Below are 25,630 nucleotides of genomic sequence, written 5' to 3'. Positions count from 1 at the left end.
ACATATTCACTCACTTTTAAAAAAAGTCATATGAGCACCGAATTAAAAAAGGCCGCAGCGCTTAAAGGAGGCGAATGGCTCATTAAAGAAAGCACCGCTTTCGACACGTTTGTTCCCGAGGATTTTAACGAGGAGCAGCAAATGGTTAAGGACATGTGTAATTCCTTCCTGGACTCGGAGGTGTTGCCTGTTATTGACCGTATTGATAAAATGGAGCCGGGCCTTATGCCTTCGCTCATGCAAAAAGCCGGTGAGCAAGGACTACTCTCCACTTCTTTGCCTGAGCAATATGGCGGTCTTGGTAAAGATTTCATCACATCTACATTGGTAAATGAAGGACTGGGCGGCGGTTTTTCGTTTTCCGTTGCTATTGCGGCTCATACGGGCATTGGCACGTTGCCGATTCTGTATTTTGGTAATGATGCTCAAAAGGAAAAATACATTCCCAAACTTGCTACAGGTGAATGGAAAGGCGCTTATGGTTTAACGGAGCCAAACAGCGGCAGTGATGCGCTGGGCGCAAAGACCTCGGCGAAGCTTAGCGATGACGGAAAATATTATTTGCTAAACGGACAAAAATGTTGGATCACCAACGGTGGTTTTGCAGACGTGTATACTGTTTTCGCAAAAATAGATGGTGATAAATTCACTGGATTTATTGTGGAAAGAGGCTTTGATGGATTTACCCAAGGCCCTGAAGAACACAAAATGGGCATTAAAGGTTCTTCTACTGTTCAGCTGTATTTCCAGGATTGTAAAGTGCCTGTAGAAAATGTGCTTGGAGAAATAGGACGTGGTCACATCATTGCTTTCAACATTTTGAATATAGGACGTTTGAAATTGTGTGCTGCTGCTTTGGGCGGTGCGAAACGTGCATTCAACACTTCTATTGAATACGCAAATACAAGAGAACAGTTCAAGCAACCGATCAGCAATTTCGGCGCTATCAAAAATAAGCTGGCGGAAATGGCTATCAAGATCTGGGTGGCAGAAAGTGGTTTGTATCGCTCTGCAAAATGGATCGATGATAAAGAAATGGAATTGGCAGGTGAAGGCAAGCCCTTCGCCGAAGCATTGTTGGGTGCTGCAGAAGAATACGCGATCGAGTGTGCAATGCTGAAAGTTTTTGGCAGTGAAATGCTTGATTTTATTGTAGACGAAGGCGTTCAGATTCACGGTGGCAATGGCTTTAGCGATGAATATGCTATTTCAAGAGGATATCGCGATAGCCGCATCAACCGTATTTACGAAGGAACTAATGAGATCAATCGCTTGCTGACTGTTGATATGGTTTTGAAACGTGCCATGAAAGGAAAGCTTGACCTGATGGGACCTGCGATGGCTGTGCAAAAAGAACTGATGAGCATTCCTGATTTTGGCAGCGGTGATGACGAAGCGTTTGCAAAAGAAAAGAAACTCGTTGCCAACTTTAAAAAAGCGATTTTAATGGTGGCCGGTGCCGCTGTTCAGAAATTGATGATGAAGATTGAAAACGAGCAGGAAATTCTGATGAACATTGCTGACATGGCCATTGAAACATATCACGCTGAAAGCGCATTATTGCGTGCGATGAAGTTGGTAGATCAACGCGGAGAAAGCGCTGTACAATTTGAACTGGATATGATGCACACTTATTTGTACGATGCAGCTGATCACATCAACAAGTTTGGTAAAGACGCCATCAACGCATTTGCCGAAGGCGATGAACAAAGAATGATGTTGCTCGGCCTGAAACGCTTTACCAAAGCGGAACCGTTCAACAGCAAAGAAGCGAAGAGAAGAATTGCAGCAAAAGTGATCGCTGATAATAAATACGCGTTGTAAAGTTTGGTACCATAAAAAATAAAAATGGCCTCAGCGATAGAGGCCATTTTTTATTTCAACACTTTACTTTCTTTTCTTTATTGTAAAAGGAATTTTTAGCGAATCTGGTAAGTCTGAGTCTTTAAATATCATATACTCATATCCGGGTGGCAACTCTTGAGATTCTAAATCAGGATTGTTACCGGGAATTGCGTCGAACGGTGTTTGCCGTGCCCTCTCCTTAAGACTTTTAAGATACTCATCGTATTCCTTGGGTGACCTACGCAGCATTTCTAGCGTATCAAAACAATTTGCAGGTCTTCGTCTCTTCATTTCTCTAAAATAGTTTCCAGCTCTCCCCACTGCATTAAATTTCGATGCGCTGTCAGGGTTTATTCTTTCTGGCGTATCAATGGCGGCTCTATCGGAATCGAGTCCTAAGGATTTAAAAAACTCTTTCTGCTTTTTAAGATCATTCTCTTTGCTAGTGCCTGGCAAATTTTTATCGCCGCAGCTTATGAACGCCAAAGAAATAATCAGTATGAACAGGCTATTTTTCATGTTTTGACACATACGATAAATATAGATGAACATCCCTTCTAAGGCTGTTCAATTCGGTCTTTTATTTGTGTATCAAAAGTTAAAATGCAACTGTCGCTACAATGCTAAAATATGTCACTTGTACGGAGGAACTCTTTCAAAAAGAAAAAATGAAAAATGGCTTCCATGGCGGAAGCCATTTTCGTTTGATCTACAATTAATATCTGTGCTGGTAAGACTGGTCGAATAAACTAAAGACTCTCGCTTGTCATCCCGAGGAACGAGGGATTTGTGACTTTCCCAAACAGACTTCAGGTGTAACACTCAGATCCCTCGTTCCTCGGGATGACAAGCAGTCTTCACAACTCAACTCGAACTGTCCAAATTACAAATTCAAAATCATTTCAAATCATCACAATCATAAGAATCTGCGTTGTATATGTCCTACTTCAGCTTACTCAACGCGGCCTCTAGTTTCCCGAACATTTCACTAATATCTTCAAGCTTGCAAGTTCCAATGCTCAATCTGTACCAGGGAGAAGTTTTTTCTGCACCAAAAGCGTAGAAAGGAACCACGGCTAGTTTTGCTTCGCCTAAGATATATTCGGTAACATCAGATTGTGTTGCCAATGTTTTTCCATCAACGCTTTTACCTGCCAGATCCATTTTTATGGTAAGATAAATAGCGGCTTGCGGAGCGATGGCATCTACAGCGTAACCTTTATTTTTCAACGCAACAAAGCCGTCGTGAATCAGGTTCAATCTGTTGATCATTTCGTTTTTGAAATGCGTAAGATATCTCTCAATTGCATCATCTTGTTTTAAGTAAGCCGCAGTTGCTTTTTGCTCTGCCATTGGCGCCCAGGCTCCCATGTGCGTTAACAAGGCTTTCATTTTTGCAATAACATGCGCCGGCCCCATTGACCAGCCTACGCGTACACCTGTAGCGGCAAAGACTTTTGAAATACCATCTACAAAAATGGTATAGTCCTTCATTTTCGGTTGTAGTGTAATCGGGTTGTAGTGTTTGGTTTCGCCGTAAGTAAGCGTCCAGTACATTTGGTCGAACAGCAGGTACAATTTCTTCTCGTGCTCGCCCCGGCTTGCGTTCTCTTCAATGATCAGCTGGCATATTTTATCAAGCTCTTCTTTTGGAAGCGTGGTACCTGTTGGATTTTGAGGTGTACACAGGCAAATAAGCGCAGCGCCTTTTACGTGCGGTGCTATATCTGCTGCCGTAGGCATGAAATTATTTTCAGGCGTTGCTTCAATCACGCAGTGCTCTGCATGATTGAGATTTGTATAGTGATTGTTGTTCCAGGAGGGAACGGCGTAAATTACTTTATCACCTTTATCTACCAATATTTTGAAAGTCGTATAAATCAACGGACGTCCACCGCTCGCAATCATTATTTCATTATTGGAATATTGCAGGCCCTCGTGTTTTTGCAAAAAAGCCAATACAGCTTCACGCAGTTCCAAAACACCATCTGCCGGTGGATAATTAGTATAATGCTTTTGATAAGCCTCGATGATCAGGGTTTCAAGTTCCTTTGGAATCGGAAAAATGGAAGGGTCAAAATCGCCAATAGTATAATTGTAGATCTTTTCTCCTTTGCGAATGCGATCATTGATTTCATTGCCCAATCTCACAATTTCAGAACCTATCAGTCCTTCTGCGAGAACGCTTAATTTGCTCATGTCAGGGAGTTTAATTTGCGTGCAAAGTTAATTGATCGCTACAACATTACTTTTTTTCCTGTTTTGGCAGATTCCGTTGCGGCTTCGAGTATGCGCACAACAATAATGTTGTTTTCAAGAGAAGAAAGGTCACTTCCGGGATTTATTTTGCCGGAAAGCACATCGCCCAGGTATGGAATATTGTCTGTGTAACTGGCTTGTTTTACTATAACGTCTTCGTACTTGTCTTTCATGCGCTGTTGCAAATTGTTGCCATTGAGCGCATGCAAATAACCGTTCACGCCAAACACTTCAAAGTCTTTAATGCTGTACGGCCAGTTCCATGAGGCTTCTATAATGCCTGTTGCGTCTTTGTATTCCAGCAGGATTGTCGCATCGTCGTCCACCTTAGGATAAACATTTGGTTTGATGTGATGAAGAATCGCCGATACGGAAACAGGCTTTTGTCCTTTCATAAGCCATGTCATTAAGTTTGCTCCATAACAACCAAAGTCTCTGCTGGCGCCGCCGCCGTTTTTAACAGGATCGGTTAGCCATGATAGAAATGCAGCACTACAGCCAATCTCTTTTGGCCCCTGGTGGCCATCATGTACAATCATTTTTCGCACATCACCGATAGCATTTGCATCTACCATTTCTTTTATCTGCTGATTGGTGTTGTACCAGGTGGTTTCGTAGTTTGTGAGCACCTGTATTTTGTACTTCTTTGCCAGTTCTTCAATGCGAAGTGCGTCTTTTACCGTTGTCGCCAGTGGCTTTTCTACCATCACCGGAATGCCTTTAGGAGCACAGTTTTCTACTACAGATAAATGTTCCGAAATAGCGTTGTAGGCAAGCACCGCATCGGGCTTTACATGATTTAAAAGTTCTGGCAATGATTTATAGAAGATAGAATCAGGAAGAGCATATTGTTTTTTGTATTTATCTACTAATTGTCCATCGCTTTCTGCAATACCTACGATAATCACCTGGTTCTTTTTATACTGATTCATCAGGTTGTGAATGTGATCATGCGAAAGGCCAGCTACACCGACACGTAGAACATGTTGCGCCTGCGAATGGTTTGCATAAAAGAGACTAATCAAAAGAATATTTAAGACAAAGATTTTTTGCATGAAATGCGCTGAAAAAGCTTTCATCGTTAAAATTATTTTGGGTAAAATTATTTTTCAAAAGATATGAACTTTCAACGTAACTGATTACAAGTATACTGATGAAGAATTGTTCGAACTCTACTCAACAATTAATAATTCTACGTCGTTTAGTTGAGCAATTGCTCGCCTGTCAGATTAATGTCCTACGGACAATGGTGTACTTTCGTTTAGATTTTCTATTGATATCGATGCCCTACGGGCAATAGGACCTAAGGCTTAGTATATTCCAAGTGTTGAAAAAAGTCTTACTTACTTTTTTTGCATCCACAACGGCTTGGTCTTTTGAATTTTCTTAAAGATCGCGCAACTTTCACTGTGTGCCCCGGGCAAATAACCAATGCTCTGCAAAAATTCATTTACAATTTCGCCGCCTGTAAAACGGAAAGTCTTTTTAAACAGCTTCACCCATTCTTCTTTGGTTTTAGGATGATGACTCTCCAGCCATTTTTCAAACGAGCCGAATTCTTTTTGCAACGCCACAATTGTCTTCGCATTTTCTATTGCTGCATTTACTTTCAAGCGATTGCGTATAATGCCGGAATCGTTCAGCAAACGATCTCTGTCGTTCTCTGTATAAGTAGCTACTTTTTTTATGTTGAAGTTGTGATATGCTTTTCTGAATGCTTCTTCTTTTTTAAGAATCGTTTCCCAGCTAAGCCCTGCCTGGTTTATCTCCATGATCAGCCTGCCGAAAAGCTCATTATCGTCATGAATGGGAAAGCCGTAGTGATTATCGTGATAAGCTTTGTGCAAAGCCTTTCTATCGCCGGTCATCATTTCAATTGCGCTGCAATATGACATCGTGGTTTTTTTTGAAAGTGAAAATAGAAATTGAAGACCTGACAGATTTTTGCCGCATTGCGCTATTGGTTGCGCAACATGAAAAACCTGTCAGGTCTGGTGTTATTATTTCCCGTTCACCACATCACTTGCTATCACTGTCCAATCACTATTGCCAAATCCTTTCTCGATCCATTTGTCCATTTCTGCAGCAACGGATGGAATGACATTTAATGGTGCTCCGGCTTTCGAAGCAGCATTCATCATTAAGCCCGCGTCTTTTCTTGCCATATTCAGTTCCCATGAAGGATTGGTATAATCGCCGCTGGTGATGCGTTGTAGTCTTGCCTGCACCATTGCCCCGGGATTCCAGTTGTTGAACAATTCTTTCACGTCGTCAAAGGAAACATCATGAACCTTTGCCAAAGAAAGCATATCGGTAAGACCTCCGGTCAATGAAATCAGGAAAAGATTGCCGATTAATTTCATGCCTGCAGCTTTCCCTTCCTGTGGACCAAGATTGATGAATTTGCCCGTCATTTTTGCTAACGCCGGTTCGACTTTTGCAATCACATTTTGATCACCGGAAGCGAGCATTACGCCTGTGCTTTCCAGTGCATTTTGCGGACCCATGAAAACGGGTGCATGCAGGTAAGTAAAGCCTTTCGCCTTCCACGCTTTCGTTCTTTCCACCGCGCCTTCGGCTGAAGTGGTGGTGTGGTCTATGATGGTGGCACCGGGTTTCATTCCTTGCTCAGCCGCAGCCAACACTTCACTTACAGCGGCGTCATCTTTTACTACAATATGAATTACATCCACGTCTTTTACTGCATCTGTAATATTGTCAAACGCTTTGGCTCCAACTGACTCCAATGCTTTCGCCCTTGATGCCGTTCGGTTCCATACGTTAACTTTTTCTCCTTTTTTTATCAATGCCTTTGTAAAGTTTGAACCTAAAAGGCCCATTCCTAAAAATGCGATCATGGTGTTTTATTTTAGATTAAAGGTAGTGAGTTTCTGTAACCACTCGTTTGCTCCAACAACATTGATTACCTATATTTAAGCCAGTAACTTTTTACCACCTGCTAAACACCAGCCCAATGCGTTCGAACAGTAAAATAACTCTCCCCCTGTTTGTCTTTTTTTCACTGATCGTTGCGTTAGTGGTTTACTGGTGGGGTTATGACAAGCCCTCTTACGGCATCGACGATGCCAACATCTATTTTGTGTACATGAAACATTTTGCCGAAGGCCACGGCTTTGTATGGAATATTGGCGGAGAAAAGGTGGAAGGCTTTACATCCCTGCTGTGGACGCTCATCGGTTCCTTTTTCTACAAAATATCGGGCGAACGTTTTACCTGGCTGCTGCTGGCGCTCAACCTTGTACTTACCTACATCGGTGTATACAGATTGCTGCTGTTTGTAAGGCGCTGCAACGGTACCGTTGGTCAAAAGCTCGCCTATACAGATATTCTTATTATGACGCTTCTGCTGTTTCCACTAGGCTTCATGGAATGGAGTGTACTGGGGCTGATGGAAACTGGTTTCTGGCTTTTTCTTATTGTCAACACAACGCTCGAACTTTGTAACTATTACCTGCTGAACAGAAAAGTAAACCTGTATACATTCAGCCTGCTGCTGGCCGCCATGGTGGTCACCCGCCCGGAAAGTATTTTGTTTGCGCTCCTGTTTATTTTCATATTCTTTATTCAGAATGTGGCCGCAGACGGTGTTAAAAAGGCAATTGCAAGATCTATTCTGCCTCTGCTTGTGTATGCGGCCACGGTGGTTGGCCTAATAAGTTGGCGATTGTCTTATTTTGGCTATGCGTTTCCCAACACTTACTACGCAAAGGTGTCGGGTAGCTTAAAGGATAATATTGGTGAGGGATTGCGTTATTTTTCAAGACTTTTTTATGGATACCCACAGCTTGGGTTTGTAATGGCCATGCTTGTATTTTTTTCGGTGATACTTTTGAATAAGTGGCGAAAAGAAAAGAAAAACCTCCAACTGACGGCCAACGACAAGGTACAAATCATACTCATAGCCGTAATATTCGTTGGCTTGTGTTTACCCATATTAACCGGAGGCGACCATTTTAAGTTTGCACGGTTTTACCAATGTATCATTCCGCTGTCTTATGCAGCGGTACTGAATGTTCCCTTTATGGAGAAATGGATAGGCAAACTATATCCCAATAACCGTGGTACCGGCATCGTTCTAACAGTTAGCGCAATAACAGCTATTTTCTTCATTGCCAAGTCTACCTGGTTTGAGTTTACTGCACCAGACAAAATTATTGGTAATCGCATTTTGGGCGATTTTAACCACGCCTACAACGGCAGAACCATTGCGGAAAAAGCAAACAAAACATTTGAAAGTTGCAAAACATATCCCAGCATTGGATTGCTGGCGGCGGGCGGTTTCTGCTATTCTTACAAAGGAAACACCGTTGACCTGATGGGGCTCAACAGTACCATTATGGCACACGCCTCACGCATCAAACACGGCTTCCGGAACCACGCCTCTTTTGATATCAATGGTTTCTGGAAACTAAAGCCTGATGTAGTTGGTACTTTTTACGGCGGAGAGGTTGTAACCGATACTGCTGATTTTATTTTGCCGGAAAACACAGCAGACTTTAGGAACGGCGCATTTATTTACGCTTCTTACAAAAGAATATTTGACTACCCGCAGTTTATTGCTACCTATCTGCCAGCGCTGGTGAGGAGCAGGGATACTAACTACTTCATATTTGCTTATTATAGCAAAGATTTTCTGGAATCGCTGGATAAAGAAAAGATGGAAGTGATTTTGCTCGAAAGAAAGATACATGCGCCGGTACCGATGTAATCTGAATTGTTGACAGAAAACCGATGGATGCGAGCGGCTTTTGTAACCCATCCACAACGGGCCGAGGAATCGCAATACTGCAAACAAACTATCACAACGACTTTGCGGCCAAGCTTTGCCCGGCGGCGGTTACTCAACAAATCTTTTCATGAAAGAAAAATCTGGACTATGCATCTCTTGTTCATTCACACTTGATGCATGCTGTGCTTCTCCTGCATACACAAACATTTTTTGTTCGTAGTCGTCTATTGCGGCTTCGATAGTTTTGAATTTTTCATCGGTTAGGTTATCGGATAAAATCAATGCGTCCATCAATCCTGTATTCACACCCTGGCCTGCGAAAGGAGGCATTACATGGGCCGCATCTCCAATAAGTGTGATGGGCAAAGGCCTATCATTTTTCCATACCTTATCTAAAGGAATTTTTCTTGTTGGCAATCCAACAAGGAAAGACGTTGAGCGAAATAGTTGATGATAACTTTCATGCCAGCCGAAAAATTTATTTGTAAGGAATGAAACAATACTTTCCGCGTTTTCAAAGTTTAATCCATTGCCGTCGATCCATTCTTCTGGTCGTTTAAAAATTACGCCATAGGTCAACTGGCCATTGTTGTAAGGGTTTACAACGATTAAATTACCTTGATATGCGGCCATCAGTCTGTTGCCGTTACACAGCTCGTAAAATTCCGGGCAATTTATTTCGGGCTCAACTACATCGCCCTGTATAATAAAAGTTCCGGTGTCCTTTATCGTTGCGTCTGTAACATATTTTCTAACGCCAGACATGCCGCCATTCGCTCCGATAACAAGATCAGCGCTGGCGTCTGTTCCATTTTCAAAACGCAAAAGCCATTTACCATCACGTTCTTTAAGCGTGGTAAGTTTTCTGTTCCAAACAACGGTGTCGCTGTTTAAGTCATCAAGAAAGAGTTGTCTTAAATCGTTTCTGTTTATTTCAGGGTTGTCAGATTGCGGCTCTACAATTGATAACACGTTGCCTTGTTCGTCTGCCATGGTTACGCCCATCGGTGTTGCCATTGCATAATATTTTTCCAGCAATCCTGTCTTCTTCATCGCCTCTTGCCCTGAGCCTTTATGCAGATCAAGTGTGCCGCCCCAAATTCTTGTTTGCGCGTCTATATCTCTTTCATATACGGCAACGCCTATTCCTTTTTGCTGTAGCAGTGTTGCCATCATAAGACCAACGGGCCCAGCACCAATGATAGCCACCTTTTTATTTTCCAGTAACATGATTTATTAATTGAACCACAAAATTCCGGAAGGCCGCGCTATCAGTCTTGTATAAATGCGACAAAATCTTTACTCACAGACAGTTTTGATTGCTTTGCTTTTCGTGCAAAAGCCGCAGGCGTAGCACCGCTATAACGTTTGAATTCCTTGCTCAGATGCGCTTGGTCAGCATAGCCAAATTCGGCAGCTAATCCGGCAATGTTAGAGTAGGGATCGCGCCATAGTTGATTTCGCACCTGCTCGAAGCGCATTAAGCCAGACACATCTTTAACTGTATGACCCGAAGATTGCTTGAAGTTTCTTTCCAGCGTTCGCACCGTTGCATGGGCAGCCGCGGCCACTTCGCTTACAGGCATCGTGCCATTGGCTTTGCGCATAGCCACGCCTGCTTTAGCAAGCATGCTTTTGCCATCAACATGCGAATGCGCATCTAGAAAGTATTGTTGCAGGTGAGAAATTGCTTCTTCTATTTTGCCGTTCCGCACAAACTCATTCAATGTTGATTGAAGCTGTGCAACAGGATGTTCAAAAAAATGCACCGCTTTTTTACTTGAAGGCAGTCCCAGCAAATCAAAGACGGTCCAGGGAAAACACCTGACGCCAATAATCTCCAAACAGTTGATCGTAGAAAAAGGAACAGGTTGATTGAGCAATCCCATCATAAAAGGAGAAGCCAGTGGTTGCAAACTTTCATCAGGAGAAATGTTGTAAAGGCTTCCGAAATAAAAAATGATTTCGGCATAGCCATCAGGCATTGCATTGTAACTCGATAGCGTTTCTCCAACATCTCTTCTGTCGTACCAAAAACATTTTATGGTATCGCTGAGTGCAGAAGGGGATTCATATTCCTGGTGATGGTGCATGAGGGGAAATTAGTTGAAATGTGGAGATCGGTTACATGTTGTTATGCTGAAAGTAATGAAAGCAAAGGAAAGGCTTCTAAAACTGCATGAAGAAAAAAACAAAATAACTGTTAACAATAAGAATAGCATCCACATTGCAAGCTCTGTGAGTTTTGACACTGATAAATTAACTCCTAAAGAAAAAGCCCGATTGGAAGAGCTTCTGGCAAAGGCACAAAGTAAATAGTTGTTCGATTGAGTGTTGGGTTATTTTTAAATGAATACCCTGATTTAAGTTTTTTATAAAATTTATTTCGGGGGCATTTTTATTTAATACCTCAGCTCCTTTTTTTGGAGTCTGCCTTTAAATTACGGCTAACGAAGCGAAGCTTTGTGAAGTAGCGGTATTTGGTAAACGTCTACGTCATTTACTTCCAGCTGTTGAAAAATGTATTCCAGTTTAAATGTAGTTCGTCAGCCGCTATTTTACAAAGGTTATGTTGTGTGCTGGCCATCTGTTTATGATAGTCATTGCATTGTTATTTATACTTCAGGTATTTAATTCCGTTGTACGTTCGTAAGGTTGGTATTTCCGTAACGACCACCACTTTTACGGTGTCGTCTTTTTGTAACGCAAACGTTACTTTGGGATAGCCTATGCCACCTTCAAATGTATTATTGCCGATGTATTTCAAACTTGCCCAGAGCTGTCCATTTTGTTTCATAAACAGCAGGTCATCGCTTTTACTGAATTCAATAAAATTGTTATCGCCGACGTCGTAAAGACCTGTGATCTTGTCGTAAACCTTTTTGTCAAGCGGAATCTCTTTACTCATCACGACGTTAAAAATGATTTCACTTTCGCCCGAATTATTTTTACGCATGGTAAGGATCCTGTTGACAGCCTGTGGCGCAGACGCCCATTTGTCCGAGTCAACATACTTTCCTCCTTTAAAATAGATCTGCGTAATTAAGTCTTGTTGATCAGCAACCGACACTCTCATATGTATATGAGCCGGTCGCCAGGACGATTCGATAGTGGGGACAGCTTTATAGGGAACCGGTAAGATAGATTTGAATTCATACGCGCCATCTGCTTTTGTTCTCTGTCCGCCACGATAGTTGTAGTCGTCAGATGTGTTGTCATACGCTTCGGCCTCATCGCAATGCCAGATTTCTACAAACGCACCATTTATAGGAGTTTTTCCATCGTCCTTGAAAATCTTTCCTTTTAAAACAATCGGTGTTCCCTTTGAACCTGCAAGCCGGAGATTGGTTCGCATCGGTGCACCAGGTCTGTAAAAGGGACCGAGGATATCAGTTGTAGTTGGTGTGTCCCCTTCAAAGCTTTTCCCGTTCCAGTTTAAGGCTCCGAAAGCGCTAACGCTGATAACTGTCAGCGTTGAATTTTTGATAAAGGTTCTGCGTTGCATAGATGTAGGTTTTGGTTCTTTAGAAAGAAAGGGGCGGTCTAAGCTTGCACACATCTCTTAAATATACGCATGTTTCTCATCCCTTAATACTTGCGGAAATTTTTTTTAAACGTTGATAACCAACCAAAACATTTCAAGTTACGCAAGTGAGAATTATATAATGCGAGTTTCGCAAATACAATTTTGATTAATTCAGAACAGAAGCTAAAGGATAATATACAGCAGATGTCAAAACACTAAACCATGCGTGAAAACATGCGTTGAATAAAACAAATCAACTACAAGTGGTTGGATTATTAATGCAGTATGATATATAAAAGTAGTCCCGACAAGAATCGAACTTGTATCTAGAGTTTAGGAAACTCCTATTCTATCCATTGAACTACGGGACCAGATTGAAAATTCAATTGCTGAAATTCAAAATCTTTGCAAATATCAGAGATTCAAAGTGAAAAGTAAAAATTAAAAAGTCAAAAACAAGACTGCGCAGTGGCACTCCCATTTTTTGACTTTTCACTTTTGAATTTTTACTTCTTCCTTGGCTTCGCTCTTTCGTATTGCGATGGCCAGGGAATATCAACTCCCAGCGTTTGCGCTGCATGCAATGGAAAATAAGGATCGCGAAGAAGTTCTCTCGCCATTACGATCATATCTGCCTGGCCATTTTGCAAAATGCTTTCCGCTTGTTCTGCCGATGTTATCAAACCAACGGCTGCAGTTAAAATACCTGTTTCCAGTTTTATTTTTTCTGCAAACGGAACCTGGTAGCCCGGCGACAACGGAATTTTTTGCTCGTGCGACAATCCGCCGGAAGAGGCATCAATCAAATCAACACCTTCTGCTTTAAGCATAGCAGCGAGCTTTATACTTTCATCAATGTTCCAGCCACCGTCCACCCAATCAGTTCCGGATATGCGGACAAACAACGGGTTGGCTTTAGGCCATACGCTATGAATGGCCTCTACAATTTCCAGCAAAAATCTTATCCTGTTTTCAAACCTGCCGCCATATTCATCTTTGCGAAGGTTGGACAACGGCGACAAAAATTCGTGAACTAAATAACCGTGTGCCGCATGAATTTCAATTACTTTAAAACCTGCTTTCACAGCTCTTTTTGCCGCTTCTTTAAAGTCAATCACAAGTTGTTTTATCTCTTCAACCGTTAATGCTTTAGGTTTTTCATAATGCTCCTGAAACGCAATTTCCGAAGGTGCTACTGTTTGCCAGCCGCCGTCCCTCATGCGTATTTGTGTGCCGCCTTTCCATGGCGAAAGGGAACTTGCCTTTCTTCCTGCATGTGCGAGCTGAATGCCCGCCACTGCCCTATGCTCGTGAATGAATTCTACAATTTGCTCCAGCTTTTCTATATGTTCATCTTTCCAGATGCCGAGATCGTCAGGTGAAATGCGACCGTCCGGATTAACGGCCGTAGCTTCTGTAATGATCAATCCGGCGCCACCAACGGCGCGGCTACCAAGATGCACAAGGTGCCAGTCATTTGCGAAGCCGTCGATCGAAGAATATTCACACATAGGCGAAACAACAATCCTATTTCTAAACGTTACCTCTTTTATCGTGAGTGGTTCAAATAACTTAGCCATTTCCTCGATGTTTATAGTACAAGTTAGGCAAAAGCCAATTGAAAATTGAAAGTCGAAAATTGAAAATGAACGAGACGTAGAGAATGGCACACGGATGACACGGATTGGACGGATTTACACTGATTTTTTCAACTTCTAAACTATTCTTCCAGCTGCCCGGATGTAACGTTGTTAGTTATTCCTCTTAGTCATTTATTAAATTCTTAGCAAGAGATCTGTGTAAATCCGTCCAATCCGTGTCATCTGTGTGCCAACAAAAAACCCCAGAAGTTCCGGGGCTCATTAAACAATTTAAGGCAAGTTTAAGCTGATATGCTTTCAATCTTGAATTGAATGACACCTGCAGGCGCCTGCACTTCCGCAACTTCACCTTTCTTTTTTCCAAGCAATCCCTGTCCGATAGGAGAGCCCACGGAAATTTTGCCGGATTTAAGATCAGCTTCTTTTTCAGATACTATTTGATAAGTAACTGATTTTTTAGTTTTTATATTGGTAACAGTTACCTTGGTCAATATGGAAACTTTACTTGTGTCGATCGCGTCTGCATCCAGGATTCTGGCATTCGCAAGATCACTTTCAAATTTTTTGATCTTTGCTTCCAGCATCCCTTGCGCCTCTTTGGCCGCATCGTATTCCGCATTCTCACGCAAATCTCCTTTTTCACGGGCTTCAGCAATAGCCTTTGAAGCGGCAGGTCTTTCTACCGTTTTCATGTGGTGCAAATCGTGCTTCATTTGCTCCAGCGTTTCTTTACTTACATAAATTACATCAGACATAAAACCCTCCTTGTTTTAGACAGGAATGAAAAAAAGGGCAACGCTTTCAACTATAGTGAAAGCGTTGCCTTTTAAGTACTACGAAGATAATTAATTTTTCTTCAAAAAGTAAGTTTTATTTCCCCCTGAAAATATTTACATTTTTTTTATAAAAACCTGTTATACAGCTCTTCATACTGCGGAACTATGTTGTGGATATCGAAAGTTGCGGCGTGTTTTGCGGCCCTTTTCTTAAACTCCTGGAGCACAGAGTCTTCTTTCAAAATGTGTATCGCATGTTCGCTCATTTCTTTTACATCACCTAAGTTACTCATGTAGCCTGTTTTGCCCTGCAACTGAATTTCCGGTATACCACCGGCGTTGGTGCTGATAACGGGAACGCCTGCTGCCATTGCTTCCAATGCGGCTAATCCAAAGCTCTCGTATTCGGAGGTGAGAAGAAACAGATCCGATACTGCTAAAATCTCTTCCATTTGTTCTTGCTTGCCGACAAAACGAATATCGCCGTACAGATCTAGCTGACGGCACATTTCTTCAGCCATTGGTCTTTCCGGACCATCGCCTACAAAAAGGAGTTTGGCAGGCAGCTCCTTGCGTATTTCAGCAAATACTTTCACAACATCCGGTATACGTTTTACTTTTCTAAAGTTCGAGGCATGCAAAACGATCCTTTCATTATTGGGGGCGATTACTTTTCTGAAAGCGTCGATCGGCTTTTTCCTGAAACGGCTCACGTCTACAAAGTTGTGAATAACCTCTATGTCCTTTTCAATTTTGAAAAACTTAAAGGTTTCATCTTTCAGGTTTTGAGAAACTGCTGTAATTGCATCGCTCTCGTTCATGGAAAAGGTAACCACCGGGGCATAGGTTTTATCGCGGCCCACCAACGTAATGTCGGTACCGTGAAGTGTGGTGATAACCGGTATTTTAATGCCTTCTTTTTCCAGGATCTTTTTTGCCATATACGCCGCAGATGCGTGGGGAATTGCGTAATGCACGTGTAAAAGATCAAGCTTGTGATTCATCGCAACGTCTACCATTGCGCTGCTCAAAGCTGTTTCATAAGGCGGATAATCAAATAACGGATATGTGGGCACGTGTACCTCGTGATAGAAAATATTTGCATTGAATTCATTAAGACGAACGGGCTGCTGATAAGTTATAAAATGGACCTGGTGATTCTTATTTGCCAATGCTTTTCCTAATTCCGTCGCGAGTACTCCACTACCGCCAAAGGTGGGGTAGCATACTATTCCAATTCGCATAACAATTTGTATTTATTAAGATAAAAGATTGCGAAGTTATTCAATTTTAGATTGAGCCATTTTAAACAATTATTAATCAACAATCGAATAAGTAAAAAGTAAAACTTATGTAGTAAAAAGAATATTTCTCATTTTTTGAACCATACATTTTGTGGGTAGTTTAGCAATTGGGCATTTTGATTTTTGCATTTTGCCTTTTGCCTTAACTCAACTATCTTTCACACTGATTAATAGAATTTTATGCGAAAATTTGTTACTATTCTTGTCACTGTGCTCGTATTGGGACTGGGAATCTTTTTCTTCTGGCGATATTATTTCGTTTTTGGGGAAGGTACCAAGGCGGGCGAGTTGAATTTCTTTGTGAAAAAAGGCTTCGTTTTTAAAACATATGAAGGACGGCTCATTCAAACGGGTTTTCGTTCCGCGGCGCCCGGAAATCTTCAATCCAATGAGTTTGATTTCTCCGTTGCCAATGAAAGAGTGGCGGCGCAAATCATGAACAATAGCGGGAAATTTTTCGAACTACATTATAAGGAATACCTCGGTTCATTGCCATGGCGAGGCAACAGCGAATTTATCGTTGATAGCATTATGAAGATTGAAGAGGTGCAGCCGGGAAGAACGGGGGGAATACAGTAACTGAATAATTAAGCGTTTGATTTTCTACGCTCTTCAAGGCTTGCAGCCTTGAAGTACTATTGTGTTGCCTTTGGCAACATTTTTATTTTATTATTATCGCCGTAGGCGATAGAATACAGCTTCAAGGCTACAAGCCTTGAAGAGCAATACTCAATTATTAATTAAAAATATCGCCGGACGTTTATTGATGTCCGGTTTATTTTTTTGCCACGCGGCAATGGTTTTTGTTTGAATGTTTTCGTTTTTGCCTGTAATATCAACAGCAATGCAGAGTTTGGTAGAAGACTTGCAGGTTTTTAAAATGGTTTCTATGAGTTGATTATTGCGGTAAGGTGTCTCAATAAATATTTGTGTGCACTGCCTTTTGATGGAATCTGCCTCCAGATCTTTCAATGCTTTTATTCTCGCGCCATTGTCTATTGGCAAATAGCCATTGAATTGAAATAGCTGGCCATTCATGCCACTCGCCATTAGCGCCAATAAAATAGAACTTGGTCCCACAAGTGGTTTTACTTCGGCAAACATTTCATGCGCCACACTTACCAGTATTTGTCCCGGATCTGCAACACCCGGACAGCCTGCTTCGCTTATAACACCAATGGCAGCGCCGCTTTGTATTGCTTTTCTAAATTTATCCTTTACCTCGTCCTCGGCTTTATGTATCGTATGCCATTCGTAATTATCAATAATCATTTCCTTCCACAACATCTTCAAATAACGACGTGCAGTTCTTTCGTTTTCTACAAAAAACACACGGCATTCTTTCACTGCCTCTAAAATGTAAGCGGGAATAACCGCTACATTTTCTTCATCAAGATATGTGGGAATGAGATAAACCTTTCCTATCGCGAGACTTGCCATTTTATAAATTTTAAATCCTTATAATGCCGATGGATCAAACAAATAGAACAATGAGACGAAGTCGAAATTGGTCTATATTGTTTGACCAATCGGTATTACACTTCTTTATTTTGATAATACAAACTCAGGGTAGCTGCAATTACTGCATATGCCGGAGCGAGCACCCAACCTAAAAACGGTACGGCATGCATTACATAGAACACCAAACCGTTTCCAATCGCAAGGCCTTTGTGCTTGCCAATAAATTCAATACTTGCAGAGGGCGACATTTTATGTCGTTCGCAACTGTAATCAAGCATTGAGAAACCATAATAATAACATTCGATGAAAACAGATATAACCGGTACGATCCATCCCACAACGGGCACAAACGAAAGGATAAGCAATGAAACAACATAAACTGTTTGCCAAAGCGCATTTCGTAAAGCGAGTCGTATGCCGCGGATGATGTCTTTTAAAAGTTGTTTGAAACTAAACGGAAAATCACGACCCTCCAGGATAGCTTCTGTTTTTTCGCTTAAATAAGCAAATACCGGCGAACCGATAATGAGGAACAAATATTTGAACAAGGAGAAATAGAAAAACAGCAACACCAGTCTGATCATTATTTGCCCCATCACAAACAGAAAACTTAAGAGTGCGTTCGATTGTTTTTGCAACCAACGCTCAACGCCAATTACGCGGCTGAGGTAGTTTACAGCTGTATTGGAGGAATCAAGAAATAGAATCATCCCTGCAACAAACAGTATCATATACAGCAACCCCGGAATAAATATCCATTTCCACAATTTATGCCGCTTAATAAACTGATGCGCCCTGAAGTACGATTCTACAGCTGTGACTATTTCCTTTAACAATGGCCTGAAGTTTTAAAGTGCATAAATTTATTACATTGAACCCATACTGTACAAAAAATTACATATGCAAAAACTTGACAAAGCGTTTTACGAACGGGAAGATGTGGTGAAAATTGCGAAACAGTTGATCGGAAAAGTTTTGGTTACAACTTTCGACGGAGTAGTCACTTGTGGGCGCATTGTAGAAACCGAAGCCTACAACGGAGCTGTGGACAAGGCTTCGCATGCATACAACAATCGCCGCACAAAGCGCACGGAGATAATGTTTGGCGAAGGAGGCAATGCATATGTGTATTTGTGTTACGGTATCCACCACCTTTTTAATGTGGTAACCAATGTGAAAGATGTGCCTCATGCCGTTTTGATCCGCGCCATCGAACCGCTGGAAGGCATTGATACAATGCTGGAGCGTATGAAAAAAACAAAGCTAGATTTTTCAATAGGCCGCGGCCCGGGAAATGTTTCCAAAGCGCTGGGCATAGCCACGCACCACAGCGGTAACACATTATTTGGCAAAGACATCTACATAGCCGATGATGGATTTAAAGTTTCCAGCAAAAACATCATAGCCTCCAAACGCATAGGCGTCGACTATGCCGCGGAAGACGCGTTGCTGCCCTACAGGTTTTACCTGAAAGAAAATGGGTATGTGAGCGGGAAGAAATAATGTGAAAATGTGGGAATGTGAAAATTTGAAAATAGAAAGAAGGTGGATTTTTAGGATTGCCGCGATTTGTTATGATTTCGCTTTAAAAAATCAATGCGATAATGGAAGTGAAGCAGATCATTAAGCTTCCAATCTCAAAAAAATCATGTTGCATCTCGACAATCATGAAAATCCGTATTCCTTCCTCTCATTTTCAAATTCCCACATTTTCACATTTTCAAATTACCTTGCGTTCATGCAATTCAACGATGTTATCGGACAGACGGAAACAAAGCAGCAACTGATTGATATGGTGACTAATAATCGCCTAAGTCATGCGCTGCTGTTTTTGGGAAAAGAAGGAAGTGGCGCATTGCCTTTGGCGCTGGCGTTTGCCAATTACATAAGTATTAAAAATGGCATTGCGGCGAAGAAAAAACAGGAGGCTCCCGTTTCTTTGTTTGGCGACGCAGAGCCTGCTGAAACAGAGCCGGAACATTTTACTTCCGCCACCATCGATGCGTGGATGCAAAAGCAGGAAGGCTTTTCAAAAGCAAATACCTATACACACCCCGACATACATTTTTCTTATCCCGTTATTCCGCGTAAAAGCGGAGACAAGCCGGTAAGTACCGACTACATTACAGAGTGGCGTGAGTTTATACAAAAATTCCCTTACGGCAACGCGTACGACTGGTTACAGTTTATTGGCGCAGAAAACAAACAAGGTAACATTACCGCTTATGAGTGTAACGAGATCATTCGCAAACTGAACCTGAAAAGCTTCGAGAGTGAATATAAAGTGCTTGTGTTATGGATGCCGGAATATTTGGGAAATGAAGGAAACAAACTGCTTAAACTGATCGAAGAGCCACCTGCCAATACACTCTTTATTTTGGTGGCAGAAAACGAATCATTGATTTTACAAACCATATTATCCCGCACCCAACTGGTGAAAATTCCAATGCTGGAACCTGGGGACATTGAAAAATCGCTCACCGTAAAGTCTAAAGTTGCTCCTGCACAGGCGCAACAAATTGCCGGCATCAGCGAAGGCAATTATCGCGAGGCGTTGCAAATGCTTCAGCATTCTGATGAAGACTGGAACGACCTCTTGCGAGAATGGCTAAACGCTTTGTTGAAAAACGGTCCTGCGGCGCAGGTAAAATGGATCGAAGAAGTAAGCAAACAGGGTCGCGAAAAACAAAAACAGTTTCTCCGTTACTTCACGCATTTGCTGGAGCAAAGTATCCGGTTGAAATTCATGGGCGCGGCCATCAGCAATTTTTCTTTGGCACAAAGTGAAAAAGATTTCGCGGAGCGCTTCAACAAACTTACTGATGTGGCACAGCAGCAAGCCATTGTAGAAGAGTTAGATAAAGCAGCTTACTATATCGAGAGAAACGCGAACGCCAAAATGCTTTTCCATGCATTGTCGATAAAGCTTTATCATATTATCAAGGATAAGGTGGCAATACAAGTAAATTAACATTGATCGCTCGATTGAAGGATATCTGGACGAAGACCTTCATGAAATACTGCTTGAATGCGGTCTTGAACAGAAAACTTTGCAATCATGGATCGATAATGGTTGGTTCGAAATAAACAACCCCTTTAACCTACCCATATGAATTTTAATTTTTACGAAGAATTCAAAAGTCATTCTAACGAAGAACTCATTGCTATTGCAAGGCAGACTGATGCATACCAAACCGAAGCTGTCGCAGCCGCATATCAGCATTTAAATGAACGGGAGGTTAGTGAAAATGAAATTCTGGGAATAACTGAAGCGCCTCAAAATTATTCCGGCGAATCAAGTCAGGGTGAGCAGGAAGATTTATTGGTGCCATACCTCACTGATCCTGCACCGCAAGTATCTTACAAATGGATCAATGTTTTGCTTTGCATAATAGCTTTTCAATTTTTTTATAACCTCTCTACCAGGCTTTGGTATTTTTTTAAATACAAACTTAGCTTTACACTTTTTTTTAACCTCGAATCGCTGATAATCTTTATCGTGTTTCCAGTTTTGTTTTTAATGGTTCTTAAACGTAAAAAGTTAGCCTGGTTTATTCTATTCTCAATTCATTTGTATACTGGCCTTACAATTTGTGTAACACAAGGCATTGCGGTTGCATACGGTTACGTTAACAACTACAGCAATTTATTAGTTTGGGCTTTTGCTGTTGTAATCAATACTTCGTACGTCATCATTCTTTGGAAAGAAATAGTAGCAAACACTTTTTCTGTTAGTACGCCAGCAAAACAAAAAACGGCTATAATTGTTGCAGTGGCGACGGTGCTAATATTACTGGCTAAGCAATAATTCCTGAAACATAAGAACTTCGTAACAATCAGCTTGTAAAAGTTCCGCCAACTATTCGTAAATTTTCATTTAAAAAATTTACCATGAGTGCTACAGATTACGCGAAACTCGCCATTGAACAGGTTATTGCAGAATGGCAAAAACAAAATAAAAGAGTGGATGATATGCTGAGCAAATTTTCCGCCGAACAATTCCACAGTGAAATTGCTCCGGGAAAAAACACGGGCATCTACTTACTGGGACATTTGATTGCGGTGAATGACAATATACATACGTTTCTTGGCTTCGAAAGATCGTATGGGCACTACGAAGAGATGTTTGTAAAAAATGCCGACAAATCAGGCTTTACATTTCCTCCGCTGGAAGAATTAAAAATAGCCTGGCACAAGATGAATGAGGCTTTGGCAAAAAATTTCAGCTCGCTATCAACAGAAGATTGGTTCACTAAACACACTGCGGTTTCGCAAGCAGATTTTGAAGCGAATCCACAACGAAACAAACTGAACATCGTGATCAACAGAACGAACCACCAATCTTATCATGTTGGGCAAATGGTGTTGTTGGGTTGAAAGTCATATCTGCACCTAAGAATTAATAATTCAATGTCGTTTAGTTGAGGTGTTTGAAAAAACAAAAGCATCTCGCTTGTCATCCCGAGGAACGAGGGATCTGGGCCTAACACTAACGAACACTATGCGTAAATAACAACGCAGATCCCTCCTTCGTCGGGATGACAAGCAGTCTTTCCTTCCTGGACATAGCAACCAAGTAATTGAAAAATTGCTTAACTAAACAACATTGAATTATTAATTACTCTTCCCATCCCTCGCATCTTCCAGTTCTTTAATATTCAGTTTACCCATTTTCATCATTGCTTCCATTCCTCTCCTTGCTTTAACTGGATCGGGATCACCCAATATATCGTTCAACACTCTTGGTACGATCTGCCATGACAAACCGAATTTATCTTTCAGCCAGCCACATTGTGATGGCTTGCCACCATTAGCAATTAGCTTATCCCATTTTTCATCTATTTCATCCTGTGTATCACAAAGTACAAACAGAGAAAATGCTTCTGTGAATTTGAACATAGGGCCACCGTTCAGCACCATAAAGTCGTGGCCTTCGATCGTAAAAATAGCCGTCATCAATTGTCCCTCCGGACCCGGACCGCCTTTTCCATAATAGCGTTTATTTCGTATGCTTGAATTTTTAAAAATGCTCGTATAAAGATCCATCGCTTCTTCCGCATTATTATCGTACCACAGGAATGGTGTTATTTTTTGCATAATTGACAAGTTTTAATGTTTATGTTTTGTTGTTGTTATTGTAACACAAACTTAGTGAGGATGGGGGTTTGGCGTGATGGGTGGTTGCGACAAAGAGAGAGGCTTTTGAGACAAAAGCAATTAATAATTAATAAGTGTAGCATCAAAATACCAGTGCAAGCAACTCCATATTGAACATACAACAAGGGCAATATTCCTTAATGAATACTGCCCTATTAATTTTTAATTATTAATTCTTAATTCCCCCTACGCAACCGCTTGCTTATTATACTTATTCCTATACTCCAGCGGCGACAGTCCTGTTGTTTTTTTGAATACAGTGCGGAAGGCTTTAATGTCGGAGTAGCCTACGTCGTACATAACTTCCTGAATATTTTTTCTGCTTGTTTCGAAGCTTTTTTTAGCGGCTTCTACCTTCACACGTTGTATGTATTCAGTAACAGTATTGCAGGTGGCTTTCTTAAATCTGCGTTCAAGGCTTCTTCGGCCCAGCGCAAGATTGGAAGCAAGCTGATCAACCGTAATGCGTTCCTGGAAATTATTTTCAATAAACTCCTGTGCTTTTTTCACCGGTTCATCTTCATGATTTTTTTGTCCCTTGAACATGATGAAAGGAGACTGGCTGTCACGATCAATATCGATCATAAACGCCTTTGCAACCACTATCGCTATCTCACGGCCCGCATATCTTTCTACCAGATAAGCAAGAAGGTTTACGTAAGAGTAAGCACCACCGCTCGTATAGATACCATCAGCCTCGGTTATTATTTTATCGTCAACCAGGTTCACATCAGGAAACATTTCACGAAACTCATTGCTAAATCTCCAATGTGTTGCGCATTGTTTTCCTTTTAGCAAACCTGTAGAAGCAAGAAAAAAACTGCCAACACAAAAGCTTGCTAATTCGGCGCCGTTTGCACGTTGGTCCATTATCCACGGAATAAACTCTTTATTCATTTCAATGGAAGCGGCAATGTCGTTTCCCAGCATCGCCGGTATTACAATGAGATCGGTCTTCTTTACATCGCTTATCAATTTGTGGGGATCGATTGTAAAAAGGCCATTGCGTTGACTGATATCATGCGCAAGCCCAACAAGTTCCACTTTAAAAATAGGATCCTTTCCCATGCTGGCAAGTATACCATTTACTTCACAGAACACCTGGTGACTACCTTCAATATTTGTTACACTTGTGTGGCCACGAGGTACTAATATAGATATGTGTTTCATTCGATAAAAGTAGAAAATCTTATTGTCGTAATCAACCCCTTAGAATGTTGCATTTGCACCTCACTACCCTTTTACATGCGTGGTAAGTTTGTATTGTAATTATCAAACGCTGAGTCATGCGAAAACTTATTTCTCAAACACTTATAAGCCTCGACGGCTATTTCGAGGACAATAATAAGGGCCTTGGCTGGCACAATGTTTTTGACACGCTGCTTTTTGGAAGAGTCACATATGAAGTCATGGAAAGTTTCTGGCCAACAGAAGAAGCAATAAAAGCAGATCCCGTTGTGGCAAAGTATATGAATGAACTACCTAAAGTTGTTTTCTCTAAAAAACTAAAAACCGCCACCTGGAACAATACCAAAGTGGTGAATGCAAACATTGCAGAAGAAGTAAAAAAATTAAAGACGCAACCCGGCAGAACCATCGCGTTATTTGCCAGTTCCAATCTCGCCAAAACATTCGTTGAGCACGACCTTATTGATGAGTTTCATTTCCTTATAAACCCTGTCGTATTGGGCACAGGACACAGCTTTTTAAATGGCTTGGCCGGCAAGCGAAAATTAAAATTAATAAGATCAAGAATTTTCGATTCCGGCAATGTGCTGCTGTGCTACGAACCCGTGAGAGCTGATTAATCAACCTTCTATTTACTAATTAAAAATTGCTTTATTATGGAAAGAGGAACAATCAAACAAACAGTGGACATAAATGCGCCTGCGGCAAAAGTCTGGAACGTACTCACACAAGATGAGTATACACGCATTTGGTACGCAACCTTCATGGAAGGAACCCACGCCATTACAGATTGGAAGCAGGGCAGCAAAGTAACTTTTCTTGGTGGCGACAATAATGGCGTATTCGGAAAAATTGTTGAACTGAAACCAAACGAAAAAATTTCGGTACTGTATGAAGGAGCTGTAGAAAATGGACAAGAAACAACCACCAGCGAGGATGCAAAAGACTGGATCGGAAGCAGAGAAATCTATTCATTGTCCGGAGCTGACGACAACACGACGATGGATGTCGAGTTTGACGGACCAGCAAAATATATTGACATGTTCATTCCGTTGTGGGAAAAGGCGCTACAAAAAATAAAGGCATTATCTGAAGAGTAAATAATAGATGAAAAAATTAATCCTGTCAACAAATGTTACACTGGATGGCTTTATGGCCGGCCCTAACAAAGAATTGGATTGGCACTTTGATAACTGGAACGAAGAGATGGCAGAATATGCATGGCAACTGCTAAACAATGTTGATACCATTCTTGTGGGAAGAGGAACCTATGAAGGCATGTCAACATTTTGGCCCGAAGCAGCAGTCAATCCAATCATCAGAAAAAGAGATGTGGAGTTTGCAAAACGGATGAATGATCTGCCGAAAATTGTTTTCTCTAAAACGCTGACATCAGTGAACTGGTGCAATTCACGACTGGCCGGCAAAAGCGATGTAGAAGAAGTGGCTGCACTTAAAAAAAATCGCGGAAAAGACATCATACTATGGGGCGGCATTGGCATGGCGCATTCGTTCATAGAACACGGCCTTATAGACGAATACAGGATTTGGGTGGCTCCCATTGCTATTGGAAACGGTATTCCTCTTTTTTCGGTTCATCGCAAGCTCAACCTTAAACTGCTATGGTCAAAAATGTTCAGTAACGGAGTGATACTGCTGGTGTATTCTCCTTATAAGTAGTGCAGAAGTTCTTTGAAAATCAATGGCATTGAAGTTGTTCAAAAATATTTTTTCAAAAACACTTGCGCAACCGAAAGGTTGCA

General features: G+C 41.4%; 26 protein-coding genes and 1 tRNA gene. 11 read left to right on the top strand and 16 right to left on the bottom strand.

Going from position 1 to position 25,630, the window contains the following annotated elements; genetic code table 11:
• Window positions 1–30 precede the first annotated feature (30 nt).
• Window positions 31–1,824: an acyl-CoA dehydrogenase family protein gene (locus tag QJ048_RS10615; protein ID WP_282334323.1), complete on the top strand. Its 1,794-nt coding sequence runs from the start codon at window positions 31–33 to the stop codon at window positions 1,822–1,824.
• Between the two features lie 63 nt (window positions 1,825–1,887).
• Here the strand turns inward: QJ048_RS10615 and QJ048_RS10610 are convergent, their stop codons facing one another.
• From QJ048_RS10610 to QJ048_RS10590, 5 genes are all read right to left on the bottom strand, one after another.
• Window positions 1,888–2,364, bottom strand: a complete 477-nt coding sequence (locus QJ048_RS10610) for a hypothetical protein (RefSeq protein ID WP_282334322.1) — start codon at window positions 2,362–2,364, stop codon at window positions 1,888–1,890.
• 423 nt (window positions 2,365–2,787) lie between these two features.
• Window positions 2,788–4,044: a pyridoxal phosphate-dependent aminotransferase gene (locus QJ048_RS10605; protein ID WP_282334321.1), complete on the bottom strand. Its 1,257-nt coding sequence runs from the start codon at window positions 4,042–4,044 to the stop codon at window positions 2,788–2,790.
• 38 nt (window positions 4,045–4,082) lie between these two features.
• Window positions 4,083–5,183 carry a Gfo/Idh/MocA family protein gene (locus QJ048_RS10600; protein ID WP_282334320.1) on the bottom strand — a complete coding sequence of 367 codons (1,101 nt, stop codon included), beginning with the start codon at window positions 5,181–5,183 and terminating at the stop codon, window positions 4,083–4,085.
• 264 nt (window positions 5,184–5,447) lie between these two features.
• Complete coding sequence (locus tag QJ048_RS10595) at window positions 5,448–5,999, bottom strand: DNA-3-methyladenine glycosylase I (protein WP_282334319.1); 552 nt, start codon at window positions 5,997–5,999, stop codon at window positions 5,448–5,450.
• A 105-nt stretch (window positions 6,000–6,104) separates the two neighbouring features.
• Window positions 6,105–6,962, bottom strand: coding sequence for an NAD(P)-dependent oxidoreductase (locus QJ048_RS10590; RefSeq protein WP_282334318.1), 858 nt, complete (start codon window positions 6,960–6,962; stop codon window positions 6,105–6,107).
• 116 nt (window positions 6,963–7,078) lie between these two features.
• Here QJ048_RS10590 and QJ048_RS10585 point away from each other — a divergent pair, with 116 nt between their 5' ends.
• The gene (locus tag QJ048_RS10585; RefSeq protein ID WP_282334317.1) at window positions 7,079–8,833 is read left to right on the top strand and encodes a hypothetical protein; all 1,755 of its coding nucleotides are present in this window, start codon (window positions 7,079–7,081) and stop codon (window positions 8,831–8,833) included.
• Window positions 8,834–8,962: 129 nt separating this feature from the next.
• On the opposite strand, the gene QJ048_RS10580 is transcribed toward QJ048_RS10585, so the two are convergent.
• Complete coding sequence (locus QJ048_RS10580) at window positions 8,963–10,084, bottom strand: FAD-dependent oxidoreductase (RefSeq protein ID WP_282334316.1); 1,122 nt, start codon at window positions 10,082–10,084, stop codon at window positions 8,963–8,965.
• A 41-nt stretch (window positions 10,085–10,125) separates the two neighbouring features.
• On the bottom strand, window positions 10,126–10,947 hold the full coding sequence (locus QJ048_RS10575) for an AraC family transcriptional regulator (RefSeq protein WP_282334315.1): 822 nt from the start codon (window positions 10,945–10,947) through the stop codon (window positions 10,126–10,128).
• 55 nt (window positions 10,948–11,002) lie between these two features.
• On the opposite strand from QJ048_RS10575, the gene QJ048_RS10570 reads away from it, so the two are divergent.
• Entirely contained in the window at window positions 11,003–11,173 is a 171-nt protein-coding gene (locus QJ048_RS10570; protein ID WP_282334314.1) for a hypothetical protein, read from the top strand.
• A gap of 292 nt (window positions 11,174–11,465) precedes the next feature.
• Here QJ048_RS10570 and QJ048_RS10565 read toward each other — a convergent pair whose 3' ends face one another.
• From QJ048_RS10565 to bshA, 5 genes are all read right to left on the bottom strand, one after another.
• Window positions 11,466–12,359 carry a dioxygenase family protein gene (locus QJ048_RS10565; RefSeq protein WP_282334313.1) on the bottom strand — a complete coding sequence of 298 codons (894 nt, stop codon included), beginning with the start codon at window positions 12,357–12,359 and terminating at the stop codon, window positions 11,466–11,468.
• A gap of 320 nt (window positions 12,360–12,679) precedes the next feature.
• Window positions 12,680–12,751: transfer RNA gene (locus QJ048_RS10560), tRNA-Arg, on the bottom strand.
• Between the two features lie 135 nt (window positions 12,752–12,886).
• The gene (gene namA / locus QJ048_RS10555; protein WP_282334312.1) at window positions 12,887–13,960 is read right to left on the bottom strand and encodes an NADPH dehydrogenase NamA; all 1,074 of its coding nucleotides are present in this window, start codon (window positions 13,958–13,960) and stop codon (window positions 12,887–12,889) included.
• 302 nt (window positions 13,961–14,262) lie between these two features.
• A complete protein-coding gene (gene greA, locus QJ048_RS10550) occupies window positions 14,263–14,736 on the bottom strand; it encodes a transcription elongation factor GreA (RefSeq protein WP_282334311.1) in 474 nt (157 codons plus the stop codon).
• Between the two features lie 146 nt (window positions 14,737–14,882).
• Window positions 14,883–16,001 (bottom strand): N-acetyl-alpha-D-glucosaminyl L-malate synthase BshA, encoded by a 1,119-nt coding sequence (gene bshA, locus QJ048_RS10545; protein ID WP_282334310.1) that lies wholly within the window; start codon window positions 15,999–16,001, stop codon window positions 14,883–14,885.
• A 240-nt stretch (window positions 16,002–16,241) separates the two neighbouring features.
• Here bshA and QJ048_RS10540 point away from each other — a divergent pair, with 240 nt between their 5' ends.
• Window positions 16,242–16,640, top strand: a complete 399-nt coding sequence (locus QJ048_RS10540) for a hypothetical protein (protein ID WP_282334309.1) — start codon at window positions 16,242–16,244, stop codon at window positions 16,638–16,640.
• Between the two features lie 150 nt (window positions 16,641–16,790).
• Here the strand turns inward: QJ048_RS10540 and QJ048_RS10535 are convergent, their stop codons facing one another.
• Window positions 16,791–17,501 carry an SAM-dependent methyltransferase gene (locus QJ048_RS10535; RefSeq protein WP_282334308.1) on the bottom strand — a complete coding sequence of 237 codons (711 nt, stop codon included), beginning with the start codon at window positions 17,499–17,501 and terminating at the stop codon, window positions 16,791–16,793.
• Window positions 17,502–17,596: 95 nt separating this feature from the next.
• Window positions 17,597–18,358, bottom strand: a complete 762-nt coding sequence (locus tag QJ048_RS10530; RefSeq protein WP_282334307.1) for an EI24 domain-containing protein — start codon at window positions 18,356–18,358, stop codon at window positions 17,597–17,599.
• Window positions 18,359–18,422: 64 nt separating this feature from the next.
• Between QJ048_RS10530 and QJ048_RS10525 the strand changes: the two genes are divergently transcribed.
• From QJ048_RS10525 to QJ048_RS10510, 4 genes are all read left to right on the top strand, one after another.
• Complete coding sequence (locus QJ048_RS10525; protein WP_282334306.1) at window positions 18,423–19,025, top strand: DNA-3-methyladenine glycosylase; 603 nt, start codon at window positions 18,423–18,425, stop codon at window positions 19,023–19,025.
• 235 nt (window positions 19,026–19,260) lie between these two features.
• Window positions 19,261–20,493: a DNA polymerase III subunit gene (locus QJ048_RS10520; protein ID WP_282334305.1), complete on the top strand. Its 1,233-nt coding sequence runs from the start codon at window positions 19,261–19,263 to the stop codon at window positions 20,491–20,493.
• 138 nt (window positions 20,494–20,631) lie between these two features.
• The gene (locus QJ048_RS10515; protein ID WP_282334304.1) at window positions 20,632–21,330 is read left to right on the top strand and encodes a hypothetical protein; all 699 of its coding nucleotides are present in this window, start codon (window positions 20,632–20,634) and stop codon (window positions 21,328–21,330) included.
• An 83-nt stretch (window positions 21,331–21,413) separates the two neighbouring features.
• Entirely contained in the window at window positions 21,414–21,899 is a 486-nt protein-coding gene (locus QJ048_RS10510) for a DinB family protein (RefSeq protein ID WP_282334303.1), read from the top strand.
• A 237-nt stretch (window positions 21,900–22,136) separates the two neighbouring features.
• Here QJ048_RS10510 and QJ048_RS10505 read toward each other — a convergent pair whose 3' ends face one another.
• Together QJ048_RS10505 and QJ048_RS10500 are read right to left on the bottom strand one after the other, a co-directional pair.
• Window positions 22,137–22,619, bottom strand: a complete 483-nt coding sequence (locus QJ048_RS10505) for a VOC family protein (protein WP_282334302.1) — start codon at window positions 22,617–22,619, stop codon at window positions 22,137–22,139.
• Between the two features lie 246 nt (window positions 22,620–22,865).
• Window positions 22,866–23,849: a GlxA family transcriptional regulator gene (locus QJ048_RS10500; RefSeq protein WP_282334301.1), complete on the bottom strand. Its 984-nt coding sequence runs from the start codon at window positions 23,847–23,849 to the stop codon at window positions 22,866–22,868.
• A gap of 116 nt (window positions 23,850–23,965) precedes the next feature.
• Here QJ048_RS10500 and QJ048_RS10495 point away from each other — a divergent pair, with 116 nt between their 5' ends.
• The 3 genes from QJ048_RS10495 to QJ048_RS10485 are packed head-to-tail and all read left to right on the top strand — an operon-like array spanning window position 23,966 to window position 25,547.
• A complete protein-coding gene (locus tag QJ048_RS10495) occupies window positions 23,966–24,487 on the top strand; it encodes a dihydrofolate reductase family protein (RefSeq protein WP_282334300.1) in 522 nt (173 codons plus the stop codon).
• Between the two features lie 36 nt (window positions 24,488–24,523).
• The gene (locus QJ048_RS10490; protein WP_282334299.1) at window positions 24,524–24,967 is read left to right on the top strand and encodes an SRPBCC family protein; all 444 of its coding nucleotides are present in this window, start codon (window positions 24,524–24,526) and stop codon (window positions 24,965–24,967) included.
• Window positions 24,968–24,974: 7 nt separating this feature from the next.
• Entirely contained in the window at window positions 24,975–25,547 is a 573-nt protein-coding gene (locus QJ048_RS10485; protein WP_282334298.1) for a dihydrofolate reductase family protein, read from the top strand.
• Window positions 25,548–25,630 lie beyond the last annotated feature (83 nt).

Origin of the sequence: Pinibacter soli, assembly GCF_029961145.1 — a bacterium.
GTDB classification, from domain to species: Bacteria; Bacteroidota; Bacteroidia; order Chitinophagales; family Chitinophagaceae; genus Pinibacter; species Pinibacter soli.
Note: the sequence above shows the minus strand (reverse complement) of the source record. Positions and strands in the feature narration are given on the sequence as shown.

What these genes read in the sequence shown, in the direction of transcription:
- QJ048_RS10615 (WP_282334323.1), top strand. Translation starts at nt 31, where the DNA reads ATGAGCACCGAATTAAAAAAGGCCGCAGCGCTTAAAGGAGGCGAATGG.
- QJ048_RS10610 (WP_282334322.1), bottom strand. Translation starts at nt 2,364, where the DNA reads ATGAAAAATAGCCTGTTCATACTGATTATTTCTTTGGCGTTCATAAGC.
- QJ048_RS10605 (WP_282334321.1), bottom strand. Translation starts at nt 4,044, where the DNA reads ATGAGCAAATTAAGCGTTCTCGCAGAAGGACTGATAGGTTCTGAAATT.
- QJ048_RS10600 (WP_282334320.1), bottom strand. Translation starts at nt 5,183, where the DNA reads ATGAAAGCTTTTTCAGCGCATTTCATGCAAAAAATCTTTGTCTTAAAT.
- QJ048_RS10595 (WP_282334319.1), bottom strand. Translation starts at nt 5,999, where the DNA reads ATGTCATATTGCAGCGCAATTGAAATGATGACCGGCGATAGAAAGGCT.
- QJ048_RS10590 (WP_282334318.1), bottom strand. Translation starts at nt 6,962, where the DNA reads ATGATCGCATTTTTAGGAATGGGCCTTTTAGGTTCAAACTTTACAAAG.
- QJ048_RS10585 (WP_282334317.1), top strand. Translation starts at nt 7,079, where the DNA reads ATGCGTTCGAACAGTAAAATAACTCTCCCCCTGTTTGTCTTTTTTTCA.
- QJ048_RS10580 (WP_282334316.1), bottom strand. Translation starts at nt 10,084, where the DNA reads ATGTTACTGGAAAATAAAAAGGTGGCTATCATTGGTGCTGGGCCCGTT.
- QJ048_RS10575 (WP_282334315.1), bottom strand. Translation starts at nt 10,947, where the DNA reads ATGCACCATCACCAGGAATATGAATCCCCTTCTGCACTCAGCGATACC.
- QJ048_RS10570 (WP_282334314.1), top strand. Translation starts at nt 11,003, where the DNA reads ATGAAAGCAAAGGAAAGGCTTCTAAAACTGCATGAAGAAAAAAACAAA.
- QJ048_RS10565 (WP_282334313.1), bottom strand. Translation starts at nt 12,359, where the DNA reads ATGCAACGCAGAACCTTTATCAAAAATTCAACGCTGACAGTTATCAGC.
- namA (WP_282334312.1), bottom strand. Translation starts at nt 13,960, where the DNA reads ATGGCTAAGTTATTTGAACCACTCACGATAAAAGAGGTAACGTTTAGA.
- greA (WP_282334311.1), bottom strand. Translation starts at nt 14,736, where the DNA reads ATGTCTGATGTAATTTATGTAAGTAAAGAAACGCTGGAGCAAATGAAG.
- bshA (WP_282334310.1), bottom strand. Translation starts at nt 16,001, where the DNA reads ATGCGAATTGGAATAGTATGCTACCCCACCTTTGGCGGTAGTGGAGTA.
- QJ048_RS10540 (WP_282334309.1), top strand. Translation starts at nt 16,242, where the DNA reads ATGCGAAAATTTGTTACTATTCTTGTCACTGTGCTCGTATTGGGACTG.
- QJ048_RS10535 (WP_282334308.1), bottom strand. Translation starts at nt 17,501, where the DNA reads ATGGCAAGTCTCGCGATAGGAAAGGTTTATCTCATTCCCACATATCTT.
- QJ048_RS10525 (WP_282334306.1), top strand. Translation starts at nt 18,423, where the DNA reads ATGCAAAAACTTGACAAAGCGTTTTACGAACGGGAAGATGTGGTGAAA.
- QJ048_RS10520 (WP_282334305.1), top strand. Translation starts at nt 19,261, where the DNA reads ATGCAATTCAACGATGTTATCGGACAGACGGAAACAAAGCAGCAACTG.
- QJ048_RS10515 (WP_282334304.1), top strand. Translation starts at nt 20,632, where the DNA reads ATGAATTTTAATTTTTACGAAGAATTCAAAAGTCATTCTAACGAAGAA.
- QJ048_RS10510 (WP_282334303.1), top strand. Translation starts at nt 21,414, where the DNA reads ATGAGTGCTACAGATTACGCGAAACTCGCCATTGAACAGGTTATTGCA.
- QJ048_RS10505 (WP_282334302.1), bottom strand. Translation starts at nt 22,619, where the DNA reads ATGCAAAAAATAACACCATTCCTGTGGTACGATAATAATGCGGAAGAA.
- QJ048_RS10500 (WP_282334301.1), bottom strand. Translation starts at nt 23,849, where the DNA reads ATGAAACACATATCTATATTAGTACCTCGTGGCCACACAAGTGTAACA.
- QJ048_RS10495 (WP_282334300.1), top strand. Translation starts at nt 23,966, where the DNA reads ATGCGAAAACTTATTTCTCAAACACTTATAAGCCTCGACGGCTATTTC.
- QJ048_RS10490 (WP_282334299.1), top strand. Translation starts at nt 24,524, where the DNA reads ATGGAAAGAGGAACAATCAAACAAACAGTGGACATAAATGCGCCTGCG.
- QJ048_RS10485 (WP_282334298.1), top strand. Translation starts at nt 24,975, where the DNA reads ATGAAAAAATTAATCCTGTCAACAAATGTTACACTGGATGGCTTTATG.